The organism is Pseudoalteromonas luteoviolacea DSM 6061 (genome assembly GCF_001625655.1).
GTDB classification, from domain to species: Bacteria; Pseudomonadota; Gammaproteobacteria; order Enterobacterales; family Alteromonadaceae; genus Pseudoalteromonas; species Pseudoalteromonas luteoviolacea.
In genome coordinates this window covers 1-316 of the sequence record NZ_AUYB01000012.1, presented here as the reverse complement: position 1 = coordinate 316, position 316 = coordinate 1, and the positions used below count along the sequence as shown (strand labels likewise).

Sequence of the window (316 nt, the reverse complement as noted above, 5' to 3'; positions counted from 1 at the left end):
GTTAACCACCACCACTGACGCACAAGGTGACTTTAGCTTTGTAGAGTTAACTGAATCTAATGCCGATGGCTACACCCTTACACAAACCCCTTCAACCGAATATCAAACCGGTAAGCGTTATATAGGTACAGAATCTGGCGTGGTAAGTAATACCGCAAAGGTTGTGGTTGGCACAGAGCCCACACCAGCGATCCGCTTTACAGAAAAGCCAAAAGCGGGCGATAAGTCGGTATCCGGCCGCGTATTTGTAGATATCAATCAAGACGGCACGTTAAATGGTAATGACTTTGCCCTAGATGGTATTGCGATTAAGTTA

The 316-nt window shown here is 45.9% G+C and carries 1 protein-coding gene; it reads left to right on the top strand.

The genetic code is table 11. The annotated features are described in order from the left end of the window. Positions 1 to 316, top strand: a 316-nt coding sequence (locus tag N475_RS25660; protein WP_162269573.1) for a hypothetical protein, incomplete at both ends; no start/stop codon positions are given.